The following is a 21,060-nucleotide window of genomic DNA, read 5'->3' as shown; positions in this document are numbered from 1 at the left end:
AATGTTGTCTGTTTTTCTTTTTGTTTTCACTTGGCATGGAGCAGGAAGAGGGCCAATCGCTTCTAGGCAGGCTGGATGATCTCTACATCCTAAAAAAGATTTATGTTTTTTATTTGTATTTATATTAGGTAGAAATCTTACAATATTGTAAGACAGTTGTTAGTGAAATCGATGTTATAAAATTTCTTACATGGGTAAAATAAAGATATCAAATAAACGAACGAAAGGATGAAAGAAATGAAAGCATTTCAAGGTTTAACATATAGTCAAGGAGTGAGTCTTATTTGTTTAGGGGGATTTACTACTTCGGTAATATTGGCTATTGCTATGAAAATGTTTCAGCAGATGTTTTAATAAAAGTAATATATGTAAATAGAAGGGAAATGATTGTTATAGGCTGCAAGAAAATATCACTAGGCATAAATAAAAAATAGCTCTTAGCATATATCTGAATGCTAAGAGCTATTTTATTTCAGCTGTTGTTTCCACTGATTAAAGTTTCACTTTATGCTTGCTGAGATTTTGACGATCCTGTATTTAAAGTAAGTGCAAGGAATACAATCGCAAGCACACAAGATGCAAGTAATAGAATGAAACCGCCGTCCCATCCGAAAGCATCTACGATAAAGCCCATCGCAGCACTAGCGAATGATGCTCCGCCAAGATAGCCGAAGAATCCTGTTAAACCAGCTGCTGTTCCAGCTGCTTTTTTCGGAGCTAAGTCAAGTGCATGTAGTCCAATTAACATAACTGGTCCATAGATTAAGAAGCCAATTGCAACAAGTGCGATACTATCGATGATTGGGTGGCCAGCTGGGTTTAACCAATAAACAAGAACAGCAATGAATACACCAACCATGAATAAAATACCAGCAGGGGCACGGCGTCCTTTAAAGAGTTTATCACTCATCCATCCACAAAGAAGTGTCCCCGGAATCCCAGCCCATTCATATAGAGCGTAAGCTGTACGAGAGCTACTATGAGTAAAGCTTTTTTCCTCTACTAAATAAGTAGGTGCCCAGTCTACAACACCATAGCGTACAAAATATACGAATACGTTAGCAATAGCAATGTACCATAAAAACTTATTGTTCAGTACATATTTGAATAAAATTTCCTTTACCGAAAGCTCACGCTCACGATCTTTTACCTTTTCATCTGCTGGATATTCTCCTGTATGTTCCTCAATTGATGGTAATCCGCAAGATTGAGGTGTATCACGCATTGTAATTAGTACATAAATCCCAACTAAAATTGAAAGAATACCTGGGAAGTAAAATACACTTTTCCAATCATTAGCGAATAAATATAGCCCTAATGTAACAAGGGACGGCATAAGTGCTCCACCGACGTTATGAGCAACATTCCAAATAGACATTTTTGTACCACGTTCACTAATAGAGAACCAATGAACCATCGTACGACCACATGGAGGCCACCCCATACCTTGTACCCATCCGTTTAAGAATTGCAGAACAAACATGAGTAAAATGCTTGTTGTAATAAAAGAAAACGAACCGAAAATAATATTAATGATACCGGATAAAAATAGTCCTGCTGCTAAGAAGTAGCGGGGGTTACAACGGTCGGAGACAATTCCCATAATGAACTTGCTTAAGCCATATGCAATGGATACGGCAGAAAGGATAATACCAAGTTCACCTTTACTGAATCCTTGTTCAACAAGATAAGGCATTGCCAGTGAAAAGTTTTTGCGAACAAGATAGTAACCTGCATAACCAATAAAAATGCCTAAAAACACTTGCAAGCGCAGTTTACGGTATTCGCTATCGACGCGATCAGCAGGCAATCGTTCTGTATGCGGCGCAGGTTTAAATAAATTAGTCAGAAACATTGCTTAAAATCCTCCTCTATTATTGTAAGCGTTTAATACCATGGCAAACAAAAAAGACCATGAAACATAGAAAGGTGCTCTTTCTATGTTTCATAGTCGTATACTCTAATTCTCCATGACCTTCGCTATTAACTTCGTCACAAATTATACAACTTTGTGACAAAAATGTAAACGTTTTTACAAAATAAAAATATTGACGAAATTAATTATAAGGTTTAATATTTAAAAACGTTAAATATTTTATTGCTTAAATAAGAGGTGGATAACATGCCAAATGATATGACTCATATTGATAGAATCCAAGCTTTAGCATTTTCTATAGGAAAGAAAATGCAAACGGAGTTACTAGAACAAATGCAAGCATCAGGACTTACACCACCGCAGTTTTATATTTTAAAAATTTTAGACCATTATGGTGCATCAAGAGCAACAAAATTGGCGAAGAAAATGTATGTGAAACCAAGTGCAATTACAGTAATGATTGATCGGTTAATCGAGCAAGAGTTGGTACTGCGCTACCATGATAAAGATGATCGCCGTGTTGTTGTAATTGAGCTGACGAAGAAGGGGAAAGATGTATTAGAAGAGGCAATGATCGCTCGAAATCAGCATATTGCGAAATACTTCTCACAATTAGATTTACAAGAAAGAGAAGATTTATTACGCTTATTTGAAAAAATAGAGACAATTATTTGCGGGGCATCTGAGGAAATAGAGACAAACTAAAAAGAATTGAGGAGATTACATGGAGCAACAAGCAAATCAAAATAGAAAGCTGTTGTTAATTGGTTTAGTTATTGCAATGTTATTCGCTGCATTAGATGGAACAATTGTCGGCACAGCGATGCCGCGTATTGTTGGAGAATTAGGCGGATTAAGCTTAATGACATGGTTAACAACAGCATATATGCTAACATCAACAACAGTTGTACCAATTGCAGGTAAGTTAGCTGACTTATTAGGACGTCGTAACGTATATATAACAGGGCTTATCATCTTTATGGTTGGTTCAGCACTTTGTGGTATGGCAAATGGTATGACAGAATTAATTATCTTCCGCGGTATTCAAGGTCTTGGTGGCGGTATTATGATGCCAATGGCAATGATTATTATCGGGGATATGTTTACAGGAAAAGAACGTGCGAAATGGCAAGGGATTTTTGGAGCATTATATGGCCTTGCTTCTGTAATCGGACCGCAAGTTGGTGGCTGGATTGTTGATGCTGTTAACTGGAGATGGGTATTCTATATTAACTTACCAGTTGGTATTTTAGCGACAATCTTTATCGCAATGGGATTAAAATCACATAAACAAACGGGACCAATTAAAATCGATATTGCTGGTATTTTCACAATGATTCTTGGTGTTGTAAGTTTATTACTTGCATTAACATTCGGTGGGAAAGACTATGCATGGGGTTCTTGGCAAATCATTGGATTATTTACACTGGCTGTCATTGGTATTGTAAGTTTCATTATTGTGGAAACAAAGGCAGAAGAGCCAATTTTGCCAATCCATTTCTTTAAGAACCGTACATTTACACTATTAAATGCAATTGGTTTCTTTATGAGTATTGGAATGTTTGGTGCAATTATGTTCGTTCCATTCTTTATGCAAGGAATTGTTGGCGTAAGTGCTGCTGAATCTGGAACGATAATGACACCAATGATGGTTACGATGATTGTGATGAGTATTATTGGTGGTCAGCTTGTATTAAAGGTAGGCGTAAAACCACAAATTATTACAGGTATGCTCATTATGGCTGGCGGTTTTTGGTTATTAACAACAATGGATATGCATACAACTAAACTTATTGCAACATCATATATGATGATTATTGGTTTAGGAATGGGGCTTGTAATGCCGACATTAACATTAGCATTACAAGAAAGTTTCCCGAAAAAGGATCTTGGAGTTGTAACATCTTCAAGTCAGTTCTTCCGTCAAATCGGTGGGACGTTCGGGATTACGATTTTAGGCTCCATCATGAATAATACGTCAGGTACAACATTGACAAATAAATTAGTTCCTGTACTAGATACATTCCCAGCAGAAGCGGGACAAATGGTGACAAAGTTTAAAGATATGATTCATACAGATCCACAAGGTTTATATTCTATGCTATTTAGCCCAGAAGCATTAAAACAAATGCCAGAAGCATTCTCAAATAGCATTGTACCAATTTTGAAAACATCTTTAGTGGATTCACTTCATAGTGTATTCCTAACAGGATTAGTATTTATTATAGTTGGTGCTGTATTTACAATCTTCTTACAAAAAATTAAGCTTTCTGATCGTAAAAAAGGTGCAGAAGAACCTGCTACTGAAGTAGAAGAAAAAGATACAAAAGTATCTTACTCATAATAAGAAAAAAGCATCGCCTTATGGTGATGCTTTTTTTAGTGTATAACATATAATCTTTTTTAGTTATAAATGATTGACGTATTTTTATAAATGAGTTATATTATTTCCTGTAAACGGTTACATGAAATGGAGAGGGAAGAAAATGAGTACAATTAAAGACGTTGCAAAATTAGCGGGAGTATCTGTTGCGACTGTTTCCAGAGTGTTAAATAAAAATGGATATGTTCATGAAGATACATTAAAAAAGGTAGAGCGAGCAATTGAAATGCTGGATTATAAACCGAGCACAGTAGCACGTTCTCTATATAATAAAAAGTCTCGTTTAATTGGTTTAGTCGTTCCGAACATTGTGAATCCATTTTTTCCAGAAGTTGCACGTGCCGTAGAGGATGTAGCGCATAAACAAGGATACACAGTTGTACTTTGTAACTCTGACGAAAGTTTAGAAAAAGAGAAACAATATATTGATGTGCTTAGACAAAATAATGTAGATGGATTTATTGTAGCTACGAATCCACAAAATAGTGTGAATTACATGAACCTTTCCGTGCCAGTTGTTGCAATTGATCGCATGTTTAATGAGAGAATACCTACAGTGTATGCTGATAACTATGCGGGAAGTCAGGCGGCAACAAAGTTATTGTTAGAAAAAGGCTGTAAACATATTGCTCATATTCGTGGTCCGCGTGATGTGAGTACGGCAAATGAGCGTTTTGAGGGTTTTGTAGATGTTATTACACAACATGGACTTTCTTATATGATTACAGAGAGTACGTTTGATCCAGCAGATAGCGAACGCGTGACAATGGAATTGTTAGAAGTGCATCCGCACATTGATGGTATTGTAGCTGGAAATGATTTGATTGCAATTGGTGCAGTAAAAGCGGCGTTACAACAGGGGATTTCTATTCCAAATGATTTACAAATCATTGGATTTGATGGTATTTCATTTACAGAAATGATGTATCCATCTATTACGACAGTTGCGCAACCTACTTATGAAATGGGACGAATTGCAACGGAATTATTGCTAGAACAGATGGAAGGAAATAAATTAGAAACAGGACATTATCGTTTACCGATTGAAATTATAGAACGAAATACAACGAAGTAAGGAGATGAGATATATGCCAAACATTGCAGTAGTCGGCAGTATTTCAATGGATTTAGTCGCTGTTTCGAAAAAGCGACCAAAAGCAGGAGAAACAGTAATTGGCGAAGCATTTCATACAGTGCCAGGAGGAAAAGGAGCTAACCAAGCTGTTGCCGCAGCTAGACTAGGTGCGAATGTGGCGATGGTTGGAGCTGTAGGAGAAGATGATTACGGTAAAGTAGTTAGAAAAAACTTAGAAAATGAACGTGTTTTTATCGACTATGTGGTACCGGTTACAGATGAAACGACAGGAATTGCGCATATTGTGTTAGCAGAGGAAGATAACAGTATTGTCGTTGTGCAAGGAGCGAATCGTCTTGTAAATCAACAAATTGTAGACCGAGCAAAAGATCTTCTTGTAAAAGCTGATATGGTTGTCCTTCAGCTGGAGATTCCGTTAGAAACAGTGGAATATGTTCTTGATATTTGCACAGAACATAAAGTTCCAGTTATGTTAAATCCGGCTCCAGCACAAGTATTACCAGCAAATATTTTGGAGAAGGCAACGTACATTACACCGAATGAGCATGAGTGCCGCATTGTATTAGATGATTTTACGTCACCAGTTGAAGAATTACTTGCGAAATACCCAAATAAGTTACTGATGACAGAAGGTGGAAAAGGAGTTCGCTTCCATAATGGTACAGAAATTGTTCATGTTCCAAGTATTTCTGTAGAAGTAGTGGATACAACAGGAGCGGGTGACACATTTAATGGTGCGTTAGCGGTCGCGCTTTCTGAAGGAGAAACACTTGAAAAAGCAATTCGCTTTGCAAATATTGCGGGCGGTCTTTCTGTAACAAAGCTTGGTGCACAAGGTGGTATGCCAACAAGGGAGAGACTTAGAGAAGTGCAGGTGATTGTTAGATGAAGAAGCATGGTGTATTAAATAGTGAAATTGCCGCGGTACTAGCATCACTTGGGCACACGGATACAGTTGTGATTGCGGATTGTGGCTTACCGATTCCTGATGGTGTGAAACGAATTGATTTAGCAGTAGAGCTTGGAAAACCATCTTTTCTAGATGTGTTACAAGTTTTGATAGATGATATGGCAATCGAAAAAGTAACATTAGCAGAAGAAATCACCATGAATAACGCAGAAATAAATAAAGAAGTTGAGGCGCGCTTAAAAGAAGCCGCTTTTGAATATGTATCGCATGAACAGTTTAAAGAACGTACAAAACGGGCAAAGGCCATTATTCGTACCGGAGAAGCAACGCCATATGCGAACATTATTTTACACGCAGGCGTGATTTTTTAATAAAGGGATGTGATGAGAATGCGTATTGGAATGACAAATATTTCAAAAGCGTTCAATGGTAATCCTGTTTTGAAAAATGCACAGTTTAGCATTGAAACAGGAGAAGTCCATGCACTGATGGGGGAAAATGGAGCGGGTAAATCAACGCTTATGAAGATTTTAACAGGTGTGTACACGAAAGATACTGGCCAAGTCATAATTGATGGAAAAGAACGCATATTTAAAAATGCAAAAGAAGCTGAAGAATATGGGATTGCTTTTATTCATCAAGAACTGAATATATTACCGAATTTAACAGTTGCTGAAAATATGTTTCTTGGAAAAGAGCTTATGTATGGGAAAACAGGCATACTGCGTACACGTCAAATGAATGACATCGCAGAGAGCCAATTAGCAAGTTTAGGACTTCACGTAAAAGGGGCTATGCTTGCCGGGGAATTATCAGTTGGGCAACAGCAAATTATTGAAATTGGTAAGGCTTTAATGACAAATGCGAGCGTTATTATTATGGACGAGCCGACAGCGGCATTAACGGACCGCGAAATTGAAACGCTCTTTACGGTTATAAATAAATTACGTAAAGAAGGTGTATCGTTCGTTTATATTTCGCATCGCATGGAAGAAATTTTTTCAATCTGTGACGCCATTACAATTTTACGTGATGGAGAATATGTTGGAACACGGTTAATTCCTGAAACATCATTTGATGAAGTAGTAAGTATGATGGTTGGCCGTAGCATTGGAGAACGTTATCCAGAGCGCGATGCTAAGATTGGCGAAGTCATCTTTGAAATGCGCAACGGAACGAAAGAAGGAAAGTTCGAAAATATTTCGTTTCAAGTGAGAAGAGGGGAAATTCTCGGTGTTGCTGGATTAATGGGGGCAGGGCGTACAGATATTATGAAAGCAATATTTGGACATGAACCGTTAGACTCAGGCCAAATATTTATGAACGGTCGAGAGGTAAAAATTGATAGCCCAATTGATGCAATACGGCAGCGAATTGCCTTTATTACAGAGGATAGAAAATCAGAAGGACTTGTATTAGATTTTTCAATTCGTGAAAATTTAGCATTGCCAAATTTAGAGAGCCTTTCAAAAGGTAGTGTGATGGATAATGGGGCAGAAGCACAGTTTACAGAGGACATGATGAAGCTCCTTAATGTAAAAGCGGCAAATGGAGAACAAGCTGTCAAATCGCTTTCTGGTGGGAATCAACAAAAAGTTGTGATTGCAAAATGGCTAGGAATCCATCCACAGCTGTTAATTTTAGATGAACCAACTCGAGGGGTTGATGTTGGAGCAAAAAAAGAAATTTATTCTATTATGAACAAGCTTACAAATCAAGGAGATGCCGTTATTATGGTTTCATCTGAACTTCCAGAAGTATTAGGGATGAGCGATCGAGTCCTTGTTATTCATGAAGGAAAAGTAGGCGGTATTTTAGAGAAAGATAAAGCAACACAAGAGTCCATTATGGCATTAGCTACAGGGGGAGAGTAAGGTATGGCTAAAAAGGGAAATATATTGCAGCAGCTAGGTTCTTTAATTGGATTGGTACTGATTATTGTAGTTATTACAGCATTAAATCCAGCTTTTATTGAGATTCCAAATTTATTTAATATTTTGCGACAAGTGTCGATTAATGCACTCATTGCATTTGGAATGACCTTCGTTATTTTAACTGGGGGTATTGACTTATCGGTAGGTTCTATTTTAGCATTATCAAGTGCACTTGTTGCTGGAATGATGGCAAGTGGCATGGATCCGTTCCTTGCAATGGCAATTGGATTGTTAGCAGGTCTTGTAATGGGGATTGTAAACGGTATCATTATTACAAAAGGAAAAGTGGCACCATTTATTGCGACATTAGCAACAATGACCATTTTCCGAGGGCTCACGCTTGTTTACATGGACGGACGTCCGATCACTGGCCTTGGTGATCACTTAATGTTTCAAATGTTTGGTCGTGGTTATTTCCTTGGTATTCCTGTACCAGCTGTAACGATGATGATTGCTTTCGCAGTTCTGTACTTTATTTTAAAGAAAACAACATTTGGTCGCCGTACTTTTGCAATTGGTGGGAATGAAGAAGCAGCGGCACTATCAGGTATTAATGTAACGAGAATAAAAATAATGATTTACGGTCTTTCTGGTATTTTGGCAGCGCTTGCAGGTATTGTGTTAACATCGCGCTTAGATTCTGCACAGCCAACTGCTGGTTCTTCTTACGAATTAGATGCAATTGCTGCAGTTGTTTTAGGAGGAACAAGTCTTTCGGGCGGAAGAGGATGGATTGTTGGTACATTCATCGGTGTACTTATTATCGGTGTATTAAACAACGGCTTAAATTTATTAGGGGTATCTTCTTTCTTCCAACAAGTTGTCAAAGGGCTTGTTATCTTACTTGCTGTATTAATTGATCGTCGAAAAGAAGCGTAATGGAGGGACAATTCATGAAAAAATGGTTGCTTATGCTCGTTGCATTTATCATGGTAATTACTGCCGGATGTTCAATGGAACCACCGGAATGGGCAAAGGATTCTGGCGAAAAAGGGAGAAATAAAACTATTAAAGTTGGATTTTCTGTTTCCACTTTAAATAATCCATTTTTCGTCACATTGAAAAAAGGTGCAGAAAAGAAAGCGAAAGAAAGTGATATCGAATTGATTGCTGTTGATGCACAAAATGATGCAGCTAAGCAAACAAATGATGTCGAAGATTTAATTCAAAAAGGCGTTGATGTAGTTGTTATTAACCCAACAGATTCAGATGCGGTTGCTTCAGCAGTGAGTGCAGCAAATGCGGCGAATATTCCTGTTATTACAGTAGACCGTGTTGCAAACTCAGGGAAAGTTGTTTCTCATATTGCTTCAGATAATATCGAAGGTGGCAAAATGGCAGGCGAATACATTCATGAACTTATTGGTGAAGGGGCAAGCGTTGCTGAGCTAGAAGGAATTCCTGGATCATCTGCTGCACGTGAGCGTGGGAAAGGATTCCATAAAGTAGCTGATAAGGGGTTAAAAGTTACTGCTAAGCAAGCTGCTGATTTTGACCGTGCCAAAGGATTGTCCGTTATGGAGAATATTTTACAAGCTAATAGCGATATTAAAGCAGTATTTGCTCATAATGATGAAATGGCATTAGGCGCACTTGAAGCATTAAAATCTGCTGGAAAAACAGATGTGGCTGTTGTTGGTTTTGATGCAACGGACGATGCTGTAAAAGCGGTTAATGAGGGACGTATGGCAGCAACTGTTGCACAAAAACCAGAATTAATCGGAGAGAAAGCGATGGAAACAGCAAAACAAGTGACCCAAGGTAAAAAAGTGGAAAAATTCATTCCGATTGAATTAGAGCTTATTAAGAAAAAATAAAATATAAACTTACATTTAGGAAGGAAGAATAACAAATGAAATTTTTTATTGATACAGCAAATATTAACGAGATCAAAGAAGCAAATGAACTAGGTGTATTAGCAGGCGTAACAACAAATCCATCACTTGTAGCAAAAGAAGGCGTGGATTTCCATGAACGCATTCGTGAAATTTGCAATGTTGTAGAAGGACCCGTAAGTGCAGAGGTTATTAGCCTAGAAGCAGATAAAATGATTGAAGAAGGAAAAGAATTAGCAAAAATCGCTCCAAACGTTGTTGTAAAAGTTCCAATGACAAAAGAAGGATTAAAAGCAGTAAAAGCATTCTCAGATTTAGGAATTCGTACAAACGTTACATTAGTGTTCTCTGCAGTACAAGCATTACTTGCAGCACGTGCTGGTGCAACATATGTATCTCCATTCTTAGGTCGCTTAGATGATATTGGTCATAATGGTATGGACTTAATTCGCCAAATTGCTGAGATTTTTGCAATTCACGGTATTGAAACAGAAATTATTGCAGCATCTGTACGTCATAGTGTTCACGTAACTGACGCAGCATTAAATGGCGCACACATCGCAACAATTCCAGCGAATGTAATCGGAGCATTAGTGAAACATCCGTTAACAGATCAAGGAATTGAGAAATTCTTAGCTGATTGGGAAAAAACACAAGAGAAATAAACATATAATAAAAAATCACAGCTCATTTGTTTGAGTTGTGATTTTTTTGTTATTTAGATGGTTAAAAATTCCTATAAATATGTTGCAACGATACTGAAAATAACAACAGATACCTGTAATAACATTTCTTTTTAAGTCATGAAGTGTCTATCAAATGTTGTAGGGAATAGGAATATTTCCGAGGAAATTGTCGAGATATAGTTGGTGTTTATGCATTTTAAAAAATGAGTGAAGAGTTATAGCTTTTACACAAGATTATTGGCATTTCTAATTATAAGATAGGGTTTCTTTTATTAAAAAGAAAGAAACAAAAGTAACGCCATTTTTAATTGCGATAGATATTTTTATTATTCCATTCTTTACCTTTATCTGGGCACGAATAAAAGAGTTAGTAGTCGATTATTTTTCTATTATAGGGCATGTACTCACTGCGCTTATATTTTTTCCTGTTTTGTTAAAAAGTACAATGCATTATGGATTATTAGGAGAGGGAAATTGACGGTGAAATCTTGAGATGTATGTTGAAATAAGGTGCTAAATAAAAATATCCATGTTCATGGGGGAAGATTGTATCAAGATGATTGGTATAGAAGAAAGAGGAGTTTCAACAAATTACAATGCGTAGTATTCGAATACGCTTATTACTGAAAAGTAAAAAAGAACAATAGGAATTTTTAAATATAGTAAATAAAAATCGGAAGTAATAAACTTATGAAACATGATAAAAATATATTTTTAAAATATAGAGACAAATAGAGTTTACCCCTTTTTTTAACGAGAATAAATACATATATTTCAAGATTTTACTAATTTTGAATCTAAAATAATAATTATTTATAAAAAACAAAATTATATATTGATTTTGTCTTTTATTTTGAGTAAAATTCAAAAGGATTAATAAGATAGTGATAGTTTAATAGTTTAATAGAAATCCTTTTTTAGGAAGAGGATGTAGAGTCTAGCAGACTTAGAATGTAGGGAATATTTGTAAATCCATACACAAAGGGAGAGTAAAGTAAGTGACAGCATTGAAAAAATTATCAGCTTTTGTGAAAGGTAGTATTGTTTTATTATGTGTAGCATGTATGTATTTTGCTATACCAACTACACATGCAAGTGCGGAGACAGTTAAGATTTATCTTGATCCAGGTCATGGCGGAACGGATACAGGAGCGATTGGAAATGGTTTAAGAGAAAAAGACTTAACATTAGATATTGCAACACGTATTCGTAACATTTTAAATGCAGAGTATACAGGTTATGAACTTAAAATGAGTCGTACGAGTGATGTATACCCTACGTTAACGCAGCGAACAACTGATGCAAATAATTGGGGAGCAGACTTTTTCTTATCTGTACATATTAATAGTGGTGGTGGCACTGGCTATGAAGATTATAGTTATCCAAATGCAGGAGCACCAACTACGACTTACCAAAATGTAATTCATCAAGAAATTATGAAAACAACTGACCTTTATGATAGAGGAGTTAAAACGAGTAATTTCCATGTGTTAAGAGAAACGAATATGCCAGCAGTATTAACTGAAAATGGATTTATTGATCGAGCAGAAGATGCACGAAAATTAGGTAATGCAACATTTAGAGAACAACTTGCAAGAGGGCATGTAAATGGCTTAGTAAAGGCATTTGGATTACAGAAGAAAACATTTTTAGTTCGTGTGAAAGCAGAAGAATTATATTATTATAATCAACCTGATTGGAATGCAAAGGCTGGTACTGTGAAAAAAGGTGATGTGTTCACTGTTGTGGAAACGTTAACTGTAAATGGTTCAAAAATGTATAAGCTAAAATCAGGAAACTATATAACTGCTAATCCTTCATATGTTGAGGTTTTATAATAAAGATTTAATTAAAAAAAGACAATGATGAGTTAATTCATCATTGTCTTTTTTATTTTTCCTCTGACATAAATCATTCCAGCAAATGTGAGTAAGAATGCTGTTCCAATTACAAAGCTTACACTTGGTGATGCACCGATTGCTCCAACTGTAAAGGATCCAGCGACAACGCCTAATGAGAAGAAAGCATAAAATAATCCGAATGCCTTCCCGCGTTTATCTTCAGTTGTATTTTCAACAAGTAAAGCATTAATAGATGGGAAGAGGATGGCGAATCCAATTCCGTAAATCATCATAACAACAAAGAGCATGCCTTTTGTTGTAAATATACCAAGTAATGATAAGGCAAGTGCCATGACTGCAATACCGATTAGCATCATCTTTGAACGGTCAAATCGATCATAAATACGATTTGTTGGTAGCAAGAAGAAGAGGATGGCAGTAATCCCAAAGACACTTAACATCATACCTGTTGTAGACGCTTTGAGTGCTAATGCCTCTACTTTTACAGGTAACATATATGTGACGATACCTTGTGAGAACATTAATGTAAAAGCGCCAATATAGGCTTGTAATAATGGTTCGGATCTTAGTAATCCTATCATATCTTCTTTGTTCATCATTTGCGTTCGTGATGTATCTTTTCTAGTCACATTGTTTGGTAATAAGAAAAGGGCCACGATTGTACCGAGTACCATTAAGAGCGAAATCGTAATAAAGACCCATTCAACGCCTACTTTTGCTTTCATAATTCCACTGAAGGCTGGACCAACGATAGCTGCTGTTCCGACAGCGGCACCAGATAGTGCCATTGCTTTTCCTTGTTTTGTTGATTTTGTTTGTTTAGATAAGAAAGTAAAGGCTGCAGGAATTAAGAAGCCGTCACTAAATCCATGTAAAAAGCGAACGATGAGTAATTGCTCGCCGCTCTGAACAACGGTATACAATAGTACTATGAAACTTGTAATTCCCATACTCATATAGAGAACTTTCTTTGCACCAAATTTATCAACAGATGCACCTGCGATAATATTTCCAATCATATTGGCAAACGAGTACATACCTACAACAAGGCCGATAATAAGAGGGGTTCCCCCGAGGCTTTGCGCGTAAGTACTCATAATTGGTAATTGTGAAAATGTATCTAAAAACGCTACGATAACAATAAAATAAATGAAATATTTCAAGTGATGTTCACCTCTCCTCTGCTATTATGGCATAATGCGAATTTCACCTGCAATGAAATTGAATTAACAGATGTGGAAAAAAGTACAAAGTGACAAAAAAGTGAACTTTTTTCGTTAAAATTTGGTGAATTTCAGTTTGGCTTTTTGAAATATATGGATAAAAGTACTATAATAGATTAGTAAACTTCACTAGGTTAAGTATATGTACATAGAGAGGGATGCATAAAATGAAAGCATTACTTTGGTATGATCAACGTGATGTAAGAGTAGAAGAAGTTCCAGAACCAGCTGTTCGGCCAGGAGCAGTAAAAATCAAAATTAAATGGTGTGGTATTTGTGGAACAGATTTACACGAATATTTAGCGGGACCTATTTTTATTCCAACAGAAGAACATCCATTAACACATGTGAAAGCACCTGTTATTTTAGGTCATGAATTTAGTGGGGAAGTAGTTGAAATTGGTGAAGGCGTTACAACTCATAAAGTTGGGGACCGCGTTGTTGTAGAACCTATTTATTCTTGTGGCAAATGTGAAGCTTGTAAACATGGTCATTACAACGTTTGTGAACAACTTGTTTTCCATGGTCTTGGTGGAGATGGCGGTGGCTTCTCTGAATATACTGTAGTTCCAGCAGATATGGTTCACCATATCCCGGATGAAATGACTTATGAACAAGGTGCACTTGTAGAACCAGCAGCAGTTGCAGTTCATGCAGTACGTCAAAGTAAATTAAAAGAAGGTGAAGCTGTAGCTGTATTTGGCTGTGGACCGATTGGACTTCTTGTTATCCAAGCTGTTAAAGCGGCAGGTGCAACGCCTGTTATCGCAGTTGAACTTTCTAAAGAACGTCAAGAGTTAGCAAAAATAGCGGGTGCTGATTATGTATTAAATCCAGCAGAACAAGAGGTACTAGCAGAAATCCGTAACTTAACAAACGGTTTAGGTGTAAATGTTAGCTTCGAAGTAACAGGTGTTGAAGTTGTACTTCGTCAAGCGATTGAAAGTACAAGCTTTGAAGGACAAACTGTAATTGTCAGTGTATGGGAAAAAGATGCGACAATTACCCCAAACAACTTAGTATTAAAAGAAAAAGAAATTGTAGGTATTCTTGGATACCGTCATATCTTCCCATCTGCTATTAAATTAATTAGCTCTGGACAAATTCAAGCAGAGAAATTAATTACGAAAAAAATTACTGTGGATCAAGTTGTAGAAGAAGGATTTGAAGCGCTCGTAAAAGATAAAAATCAAGTGAAAATTCTTGTTTCGCCTAAATAATGTATAATATAGAAGAAAGTAGCCTTTTTCTAGAAATAGAAGAGGGCTACTTTTTTTATGTATAGAAAGGTGATGGTTATGGTGCAAGAACTTCAAAACACTTGCAATGAATCTGTAAATCTTGAACGTACTGATACTATTACTTTAAAAAAGAGGCAGGATCGGTATGGAAACCAAAATTTGTTCAAAAGGAAGAAATTTCATATCTGTAGACCAGTATTACAAACAACAATCAGCAAGGTACTGGTGTATTGATGGTGAGGTAATGCCTTTGGGGATGGAGTGGAACATTAACGACAGTTGGCTATGGGGGGAACTCCGCAAATAGACTTTGGGAAAATCTTTACGATATTCTATATTTTCATTGGAATTGGTATAGTATTTGGGCTTGTTCACAAGCTCGCAGTAAATGTTCAATTGCCAAGTATATTAGCAGGGAGAAAGAAGGAGTAAAAGCAATCAGGATATGCACCTGGTTGCTTTATTTTTTTACAATATTTTAGCTGTTTCTTTGCAGAAAATTAATATTCGTTTACTAAAATATGAATGAGTCATGATGTGAACATTTGCATAATTTATTTTTCAATAGAAATGAATAGAAAGGCGGGATATTCTAATCTTAGATCAGTCATATGACCTACATATTTAAAGTAAAATAAATATAAGCGGAGGTTTTCATATGAAAAAGAAAGTATTGGCCCTAGCAGCAGCTATTACATTAGCAGCACCATTGCAAAGTGTAGCATTTGCCCATGAAAATGAGAGCGGAAATAAGGTAAGAGTAATTCAATATTGGTCTGCGGAAGATAAACATGCAGAAGGGACAAACTCCCATTTGTGGATTGTCAATCGTGCAATTGATATTATGTCCCGTAATACAGCAATTGTAAAACAAGATCAAGTCACCTTATTAAATGAATGGCGTACAGAGCTAGAGAATGGTATTTATGCTGCTGATTATGAAAACCCTTACTATGATAATAGTACATTTGCTTCTCATTTCTATGATCCTGATACAGGGAAGACGTATATTCCTTTCGCTAAGCAGGCAAAAGAAACGGGGGCTAAATACTTTAAACTTGCTGGTGAATCTTATCAAAAGCGAGATATGAAACAAGCATTCTTCTATTTAGGATTATCGCTGCATTACTTAGGAGATGTAAATCAACCAATGCATGCAGCAAACTTTACTAATCTTTCTTATCCACAAGGTTTCCATTCTAAATTTGAAAACTTTGTTGATACAGTAAAGGATAATTATAAAGTGACTGATGGAAATGGCTATTGGAATTGGAAAGGACTAAACCCTGAAGACTGGATTCATGGAGCTGCTGTAGCTGCTAAGCAAGATTATGCCGGTATTGTAAATGGCACTACAAAAGATTGGTTCGTAAGAGCGGCAGTTTCACAAGAATATGCAGATAAATGGCGTGCAGAAGTTACACCAACAGCAGGAAAACGTTTAGTAGAGGCGCAGCGTGTCACAGCGGGATATATTCAGCTTTGGTTTGATACATATGTAAATCGATAGAATGCTTGGTTACTTCTTAGTAATAAACATATACATATCATGACTCATGATCCAGTACAGGCAATCACTTCTATTGAAATAGTTAAAAAGTTTCTTCGTCAAGAAGAAACTTTTTTTGTTTAGACACAGGAGAATGATAGTTTCTTTCCAATATGTATAAGACATATATATAAGGGGAGAGAACGATGTGGAGCGTAACATATTTCAAAAGGTCCCATTACCATGTGCATTTCTTGATGAAGAAGCGTTAGAAAGAAATATTGAGTCCATTGTTCAATTGTGCCAAGGAAAGAAAGTTCGTATTGCTAGTAAATCATTACGATCTGTTCCAGTGATGAAGAAAATTTTAGCCTCTAATCGTTGTTTTCAAGGCATTATGTGTTTTTCACCACGAGAAGTAATATTTTTAATAAAACAAGGATTTAACGATTTGTTGCTTGGGTACCCTATACATGATGAACAAGCACTTCAAGAAATTAGTTTGCTTACAAAACAAGGATTGATAATCACTTGTATGGTAGATTGCGTAGAACATATTGCTTATTTAGAGACAATTGCAGAGGAAACAGGTGGGCGTTTTCGAATCTGTATTGATATCGATATGAGTAGTCATTTTTTTCAGCTTCATTTTGGTGTTAGACGTTCTCCTATACGTACTGCCGCTGAGGCTTTGGACGTTATTGAAAAAGCAATTCAATCTCCTGTTTTACAAATAGACGGTGTAATGGGCTATGAAGCACAGATTGCAGGAGTTGGAGACGATGTACCAAAGCAAGGTTTTAAAAATAAAATAGTTTCTTATTTAAAGAAAAAATCTGTATTTGAAGTGATGGAACGCAGACAGAGCATTGTACGAACAGTGCAAGAACAAGGGATTGCACTTCGTTTTGTAAATGGAGGTGGTACAGGAAGTATACAAACGACAATGCAAGATGAATCTGTTACAGAGATTACAATAGGTTCGGCTTTTTACTCTCCTAAACTCTTTGATTACTATAAAGATATTAAATTTGAACCAGCTGCTGGATTTGCATTGCCAATTGTTAGACAACCAGCCCCTCATATATATACTTGCCTAGGTGGTGGATATATTGCTTCAGGATCAGTTGGGAAAGACAAACAGCCGGAGATTTTGGAGCCAAGTGGAGCGAAGTTGTTAGCTTTAGAAGGAGCTGGAGAAGTACAAACGCCTGTTTATTATGATGGTTCAGAATACCTAACGGTTGGGGATGTCGTGTTATTTAGGCATAGTAAAGCCGGAGAACTATGTGAGCGTTTCTCATCGTTACATCGTATTGCAGGTAACAAAGTGATAGGGAAATATTCAACATACCGGGGGGATGGTCAATGCTTTCTGTAAAAGGGCAAAAATGGAGAAATTGGACAGGGAATGTAGAAGGAAATCCACAATATACGATGTACCCAAAAAGCATACAAGATGTAATAGAAGTAGTAAAGTTTGCAAAAGAACAGGGAAAGAGAATTCGTGTTGTTGGATCAGGTCATTCTTTTACACCTCTTGTTCAAACAGAAGAAATTTTAATTTCTTTAGATGAGCTACAAGGGATTTTGGATGTGGATTCACAATCATTCATAGTAGAAGTATGGGCCGGAACAAAGTTGTATAACTTAGGAAAACTGTTGGAAGAAAAGGGATATGCGCAGGAGAATTTAGGAGATATTGATTCACAATCTATTGCTGGAGCATTTAGTACAGGAACGCATGGAACAGGTATTCAATTTGGTAGTTTGGCAACACAAGTAGTAGAAATTACAGCTGTGCTGGCATCTGGAGAAATTATTGTTTGTTCTGAGAAAGAAAACCCTGAATTTTGGAAGGCATTTCAGTTATCTCTTGGTATGCTTGGAATTATTGTAAAAGTTAAATTAAAAGTCATTCCAGCTTATTCACTTATCTATGAAAGCAAAAAGGAATCGTTATCTACTGTAATAAGCAAATTAGAGGAATATAAGCAGCATCGTCATTTTGAATTTTTTGTGTTTCCGTATTCAGATGATGTTCAAGTGAAAATTACAAATGAAACGACAGTTAAAGGGATAGATTTAAAGTGGCATAAGTTCAAGACGGCACTACTTGAAAATATAATTTTTTCATTATTGTCTAAAGGATGCAAGTTACTTCCTTCTATAAGTAAGGGAGTTAGTAGGCTATCAGCAAAGGCAGTGCCGAATGCAAAAACAATTGGTTCAAGTTATCAAATATTTGCTACATCTCGTAATGTTCGTTTTTATGAAATGGAGTATAGTGTCCCAGCGCAGTATATGAAAGATGTAGTAGGGGAAATTTACAGTCTTATTGAAAAGAAGAAATTCCAAGTTCATTTTCCAATTGAATGTCGCTATGTAAGGGGAGATGATATATGGATAAGTACTGCCTATGGAAGAGATTCAGCGTATATCGCTGTGCATATGTATAAAGGAATGAAGTATGCTGCGTACTTCACAGCGATAGAACGTATTTTTCAAAAGTATGAAGGACGTCCACATTGGGGGAAAATGCATACAATGCGATATGAACAGTTGCAATGTGTTTATCCAAAGTTAAACTCTTTCTTGGAAGCTAGAGAAAAGGTAGATCCAATGGGAGTGTTTTTAAATCCATATGTAGCAAAAATGTTTTCTATTTATGAAAAAAGCTGACAAATTATTTGTCAGCTTTTTTGAGTGTAATTACATTTCGTGTATGACTCATTCGTTCGTAAAATAGTAATTTATCACGACTAAATACGTGCAGTAGAAAATGAATAACAAAGATACCGTTAATTGCAAACATGAATAATAATATAACAAGTAGAATTAAAGGATTCGTATGATTTAAAATAGAACTGCTAGAGAGAATATAGTTAATTCCTCCGAGAACAAAGTAAAACAGTCCATACCGAATGAATAATTCTTTTAATGTAATTCGTTCATTTCTTCCTTTTATATGAATACGAAGTAACGCCTTACCAATTGTTTTTCCGTTCATAAAATACGGAATGATGATGAAGTAGACGAGGACTGCACACGTAATAAAAATAAGATCATATAGATTGGTATAAGATTGCATTTTAGAAATGAAAATAGAATTCCCCTTATTTTTTATACCTGGCACAACAAGGGATAAGAAAATCCAATCAATTTGGAGTGCGATTAGGCGGCGGATAAATCCAACTGGTTTCGTAGCTAAATCGACATGTGCATCTAATTCATTTGATTTAGGAAGGAAGTACGTGAATATTGGCGCGATGAAATAACCAATTGCTCCCCCAAGTGTATTTAAAAATAAATCATCGATATCAAATAAACGATATGCACAATTGTATATACCGTATAACCCAGTCACTTGTGTCACTTCAAAAAATAGTGAGAGACAAAGTGAAAAGAAGATTGTTTGTAAAAAACTACGGCGGAAATAGTAACGTAAATATATGCCGAATGGAATCGTTAACACGGCATTAAATGCGACTTGTAAAAAGGCAGATTCTTTTAATAAGTAAAAATAGGTAGCAGGTTTTGCTAATATCGCTGCTGTATGATTGCTAATTTCTTGAATGAAATAAAACGGTACAAGCTGAACGTGCTGTGTGTTAGCTGGCTGAAGGCTACATGTATCATATGTTTGCGGTAGAGGTAAGACAACAAGAAAATAGGCGTTTAACAAATAAAGAAGCAAAGAGTATAAAATAAAAGAACGCCATTTATTTAGATAGCCATATTTTCTGTAATTAAATATTAGAAATGGAATCAATAGAACCATTGCTAAAAAAGGAAATAGAATAAATGCTGTTTTAATTGGAAATAAATAAGCTGTCAAAATGTGGCTCCTTTCGAAAAAATTAAGATTTTATTATAGCTTCAATAAAATGTAAAAGCAAACTTTATTTTTAGAGGCGGAAAGGGAATCTGAATTAAAAAGCAACATACCCCTTATTTTTTAGGGATGAGAGAGCATCCGTCCATGCATAGAAACGGTCAGGACATTTTTCAGCCCCATATTAAGCTTAAAACTAAAACAAAAATAGAAAATGAGTACGGGTCACTTTGGTTTAGACGTAGCCATGACTTATAGGTTGAAAATTTAAACTGGATGTATATAGATGAAAGAAGAGCCTTACTGCAAATTTGCAGAAGGCTCTTCTTAGTGGGGATATTTAATATGCGTAGCGTTGGATTTTGCCGAAAGGATACAGCTTTGGAATTGTTGTTTCCATGTTAAAGTGGTGGTTTCCTTTCTTTGAGAAATCCACTCGTGATAATCTTGTTGCGTTTTCCATAATATACGAACTATATACTCATTTCCATGTTCAGTATGCTTCGTACGAGAAAATTCTAGATTAATAAACCCGTATGTACCAGGGTTTGGATAGTATTGTTGTAGAGAACGAATCATTTTTTCTTCATAGCCAAATTTAATATGAATAAGTTTTGTAACAATAAACATGATTGCACCCCTTTTGTATTAGTAATAAGAAATTAGAGTGAGTATCCTGTTTCAGTCATA

General features: G+C 36.1%; 19 protein-coding genes and 1 pseudogene. 16 read left to right on the top strand and 4 right to left on the bottom strand.

Features of this window, described 5'->3' with window-relative positions:
• Window positions 1-237: 237 nt before the first annotated feature.
• Window positions 238-354, top strand: a complete 117-nt coding sequence (locus tag CN288_RS24045; RefSeq protein ID WP_081811076.1) for a DUF4027 family protein — start codon at window positions 238-240, stop codon at window positions 352-354.
• 151 nt (window positions 355-505) lie between these two features.
• Here the strand turns inward: CN288_RS24045 and glpT are convergent, their stop codons facing one another.
• Window positions 506-1,855: a glycerol-3-phosphate transporter gene (glpT, locus tag CN288_RS24040; protein ID WP_026592927.1), complete on the bottom strand. Its 1,350-nt coding sequence runs from the start codon at window positions 1,853-1,855 to the stop codon at window positions 506-508.
• Window positions 1,856-2,122: 267 nt separating this feature from the next.
• Here glpT and CN288_RS24035 point away from each other — a divergent pair, with 267 nt between their 5' ends.
• The 10 genes from CN288_RS24035 to CN288_RS23985 all read left to right on the top strand — a co-directional run bounded on the left by CN288_RS24035 (window position 2,123) and on the right by CN288_RS23985 (window position 12,558).
• Complete coding sequence (locus CN288_RS24035; RefSeq protein ID WP_026592928.1) at window positions 2,123-2,581, top strand: MarR family winged helix-turn-helix transcriptional regulator; 459 nt, start codon at window positions 2,123-2,125, stop codon at window positions 2,579-2,581.
• Window positions 2,582-2,600: 19 nt separating this feature from the next.
• Entirely contained in the window at window positions 2,601-4,220 is a 1,620-nt protein-coding gene (locus tag CN288_RS24030; RefSeq protein ID WP_026592929.1) for an MDR family MFS transporter, read from the top strand.
• Between the two features lie 142 nt (window positions 4,221-4,362).
• Window positions 4,363-5,334 (top strand): LacI family DNA-binding transcriptional regulator, encoded by a 972-nt coding sequence (locus tag CN288_RS24025; RefSeq protein WP_026592930.1) that lies wholly within the window; start codon window positions 4,363-4,365, stop codon window positions 5,332-5,334.
• 13 nt (window positions 5,335-5,347) lie between these two features.
• Window positions 5,348-6,244 carry a ribokinase gene (gene rbsK / locus CN288_RS24020; protein ID WP_026592931.1) on the top strand — a complete coding sequence of 299 codons (897 nt, stop codon included), beginning with the start codon at window positions 5,348-5,350 and terminating at the stop codon, window positions 6,242-6,244.
• Window positions 6,241-6,636, top strand: coding sequence for a D-ribose pyranase (gene rbsD / locus CN288_RS24015; protein WP_026592932.1), 396 nt, complete (start codon window positions 6,241-6,243; stop codon window positions 6,634-6,636). The genes rbsK and rbsD overlap by 4 nt, the downstream gene beginning before the upstream one ends.
• Window positions 6,637-6,654: 18 nt before the next feature.
• A complete protein-coding gene (locus tag CN288_RS24010; protein WP_026592933.1) occupies window positions 6,655-8,139 on the top strand; it encodes a sugar ABC transporter ATP-binding protein in 1,485 nt (494 codons plus the stop codon).
• Between the two features lie 3 nt (window positions 8,140-8,142).
• On the top strand, window positions 8,143-9,078 hold the full coding sequence (locus CN288_RS24005) for an ABC transporter permease subunit (protein ID WP_026592934.1): 936 nt from the start codon (window positions 8,143-8,145) through the stop codon (window positions 9,076-9,078).
• A 14-nt stretch (window positions 9,079-9,092) separates the two neighbouring features.
• The gene (gene rbsB, locus CN288_RS24000) at window positions 9,093-10,016 is read left to right on the top strand and encodes a ribose ABC transporter substrate-binding protein RbsB (protein WP_026592935.1); all 924 of its coding nucleotides are present in this window, start codon (window positions 9,093-9,095) and stop codon (window positions 10,014-10,016) included.
• A gap of 35 nt (window positions 10,017-10,051) precedes the next feature.
• Entirely contained in the window at window positions 10,052-10,699 is a 648-nt protein-coding gene (fsa, locus tag CN288_RS23995; RefSeq protein ID WP_026592936.1) for a fructose-6-phosphate aldolase, read from the top strand.
• A 1,019-nt stretch (window positions 10,700-11,718) separates the two neighbouring features.
• Window positions 11,719-12,558, top strand: a complete 840-nt coding sequence (locus CN288_RS23985) for an N-acetylmuramoyl-L-alanine amidase (protein ID WP_098303263.1) — start codon at window positions 11,719-11,721, stop codon at window positions 12,556-12,558.
• A gap of 32 nt (window positions 12,559-12,590) precedes the next feature.
• Here the strand turns inward: CN288_RS23985 and CN288_RS23980 are convergent, their stop codons facing one another.
• Window positions 12,591-13,745: an MFS transporter gene (locus CN288_RS23980; protein WP_090694187.1), complete on the bottom strand. Its 1,155-nt coding sequence runs from the start codon at window positions 13,743-13,745 to the stop codon at window positions 12,591-12,593.
• Between the two features lie 227 nt (window positions 13,746-13,972).
• On the opposite strand from CN288_RS23980, the gene bdhA reads away from it, so the two are divergent.
• From bdhA to CN288_RS23955, 5 genes and pseudogenes are all read left to right on the top strand, one after another.
• Window positions 13,973-15,025: a (R,R)-butanediol dehydrogenase gene (gene bdhA, locus CN288_RS23975; protein WP_026592939.1), complete on the top strand. Its 1,053-nt coding sequence runs from the start codon at window positions 13,973-13,975 to the stop codon at window positions 15,023-15,025.
• A 287-nt stretch (window positions 15,026-15,312) separates the two neighbouring features.
• Window positions 15,313-15,478 (top strand): annotated as a pseudogene (locus CN288_RS23970) (ion channel); the annotation flags it as partial.
• 226 nt (window positions 15,479-15,704) lie between these two features.
• On the top strand, window positions 15,705-16,556 hold the full coding sequence (cerA, locus tag CN288_RS23965) for a phospholipase CerA (protein ID WP_098303262.1): 852 nt from the start codon (window positions 15,705-15,707) through the stop codon (window positions 16,554-16,556).
• A gap of 187 nt (window positions 16,557-16,743) precedes the next feature.
• The gene (locus tag CN288_RS23960) at window positions 16,744-17,916 is read left to right on the top strand and encodes an amino acid deaminase/aldolase (RefSeq protein WP_026592941.1); all 1,173 of its coding nucleotides are present in this window, start codon (window positions 16,744-16,746) and stop codon (window positions 17,914-17,916) included.
• On the top strand, window positions 17,904-19,217 hold the full coding sequence (locus CN288_RS23955) for a D-arabinono-1,4-lactone oxidase (RefSeq protein ID WP_026592942.1): 1,314 nt from the start codon (window positions 17,904-17,906) through the stop codon (window positions 19,215-19,217). Before CN288_RS23960 ends, CN288_RS23955 begins: the two co-directional genes overlap by 13 nt.
• Window positions 19,218-19,221: 4 nt before the next feature.
• Here CN288_RS23955 and CN288_RS23950 read toward each other — a convergent pair whose 3' ends face one another.
• On the bottom strand, window positions 19,222-20,373 hold the full coding sequence (locus CN288_RS23950) for a VanZ family protein (RefSeq protein WP_026592943.1): 1,152 nt from the start codon (window positions 20,371-20,373) through the stop codon (window positions 19,222-19,224).
• 324 nt (window positions 20,374-20,697) lie between these two features.
• Window positions 20,698-21,000 (bottom strand): hypothetical protein, encoded by a 303-nt coding sequence (locus tag CN288_RS23945; RefSeq protein WP_098303261.1) that lies wholly within the window; start codon window positions 20,998-21,000, stop codon window positions 20,698-20,700.
• Between the last annotated feature and the right edge of the window lie 60 nt (window positions 21,001-21,060).

Origin of the sequence: Bacillus sp. AFS023182 (genome assembly GCF_002560575.1) — a bacterium.
GTDB classification, from domain to species: Bacteria; Bacillota; Bacilli; order Bacillales; family Bacillaceae_G; genus Bacillus_A; species Bacillus_A arachidis.
The sequence above is the reverse complement of the archived record's forward strand: the minus strand, read 5'-3'. Positions and strand labels throughout refer to the sequence as shown.

Excerpts from the sequence above, each read along its gene's own strand:
- CN288_RS24045 (WP_081811076.1), top strand. The coding sequence starts at position 238 with ATGAAAGCATTTCAAGGTTTAACATATAGTCAAGGAGTGAGTCTTATT.
- glpT (WP_026592927.1), bottom strand. The coding sequence starts at position 1,855 with ATGTTTCTGACTAATTTATTTAAACCTGCGCCGCATACAGAACGATTG.
- CN288_RS24035 (WP_026592928.1), top strand. The coding sequence starts at position 2,123 with ATGCCAAATGATATGACTCATATTGATAGAATCCAAGCTTTAGCATTT.
- CN288_RS24030 (WP_026592929.1), top strand. The coding sequence starts at position 2,601 with ATGGAGCAACAAGCAAATCAAAATAGAAAGCTGTTGTTAATTGGTTTA.
- CN288_RS24025 (WP_026592930.1), top strand. The coding sequence starts at position 4,363 with ATGAGTACAATTAAAGACGTTGCAAAATTAGCGGGAGTATCTGTTGCG.
- rbsK (WP_026592931.1), top strand. The coding sequence starts at position 5,348 with ATGCCAAACATTGCAGTAGTCGGCAGTATTTCAATGGATTTAGTCGCT.
- rbsD (WP_026592932.1), top strand. The coding sequence starts at position 6,241 with ATGAAGAAGCATGGTGTATTAAATAGTGAAATTGCCGCGGTACTAGCA.
- CN288_RS24010 (WP_026592933.1), top strand. The coding sequence starts at position 6,655 with ATGCGTATTGGAATGACAAATATTTCAAAAGCGTTCAATGGTAATCCT.
- CN288_RS24005 (WP_026592934.1), top strand. The coding sequence starts at position 8,143 with ATGGCTAAAAAGGGAAATATATTGCAGCAGCTAGGTTCTTTAATTGGA.
- rbsB (WP_026592935.1), top strand. The coding sequence starts at position 9,093 with ATGAAAAAATGGTTGCTTATGCTCGTTGCATTTATCATGGTAATTACT.
- fsa (WP_026592936.1), top strand. The coding sequence starts at position 10,052 with ATGAAATTTTTTATTGATACAGCAAATATTAACGAGATCAAAGAAGCA.
- bdhA (WP_026592939.1), top strand. The coding sequence starts at position 13,973 with ATGAAAGCATTACTTTGGTATGATCAACGTGATGTAAGAGTAGAAGAA.
- cerA (WP_098303262.1), top strand. The coding sequence starts at position 15,705 with ATGAAAAAGAAAGTATTGGCCCTAGCAGCAGCTATTACATTAGCAGCA.
- CN288_RS23955 (WP_026592942.1), top strand. The coding sequence starts at position 17,904 with ATGCTTTCTGTAAAAGGGCAAAAATGGAGAAATTGGACAGGGAATGTA.
- CN288_RS23945 (WP_098303261.1), bottom strand. The coding sequence starts at position 21,000 with ATGTTTATTGTTACAAAACTTATTCATATTAAATTTGGCTATGAAGAA.